This is a genomic window from Massilia mucilaginosa (genome assembly GCF_011682145.1).
Taxonomy (GTDB): Bacteria; Pseudomonadota; Gammaproteobacteria; order Burkholderiales; family Burkholderiaceae_D; genus Telluria_A; species Telluria_A mucilaginosa.
Map to the genome: position 1 here is coordinate 1 of NZ_WHJH01000178.1, position 676 is coordinate 676.

Sequence of the window (676 nt, forward strand, 5' to 3'; positions counted from 1 at the left end):
CATCATGCTGGTTATGGCAAAAAAACGCACTCCTCCCGACCTCTCCGCCCTTACGCGCGGCGAGCTTGAGGGCGTCGTATTGACACTGTGGGAACGGCTGGAAGCGCTGGAATCGAAGGTCTCCAAGAGCAGCCGCAACTCCAGCCAGCCGCCGTCTTCCGATGGTTTGCGCAAGACCAATTCGCTGCGCGAGCCGTCTGGCAATAAGCCGGGCGCGCAGCCTGGCCACAAAGGCAGCACGCTCAAGCGGACAGCCGAGCCTACCGAAACGATAGACCATCCGCTGCCGCGCCAGTGTACGCGCTGCCACAGCACGCTGCCGCTGGCGCAGTCCGTCGTGGCCGAGCGGCGCCAGGTCATCGATGTGCCGGCGAGCGCGTTCGATGTCATCGAACACCGCACGCTGGCCGTGACCTGCGGCTGCGGCCAGGCCCACGTGAGCCGTTTCCCCACTGGCGTAAATGAGCCGGTGCAGTATGGCCGCAATGTGCGCGCGCTGGCGGTGCATTTGACCCAGGGTCAAATGTTGCCGTATGCCCGTGCCGCCGAGTTAATCGCCGACCTGTACGGCCTGGCCGTCTCGCCGGCGACGTTGCTGGCATGGGTGGCCGAGGCGAGCGCGGCCCTGCAACCGACGGCGGATCAGATCGCCGAGCATCTGCGCGCCGCGCCGGTG

1 protein-coding gene is annotated in these 676 nt (G+C 66.3%); it reads left to right on the plus strand.

Annotation, left to right across the window (positions count from 1 at the left end; all coding sequences use genetic code 11):
• On the plus strand, window positions 1–676 hold a 676-nt coding region (locus F2P45_RS34385; protein WP_308613957.1), incomplete at both ends, for a DUF6444 domain-containing protein.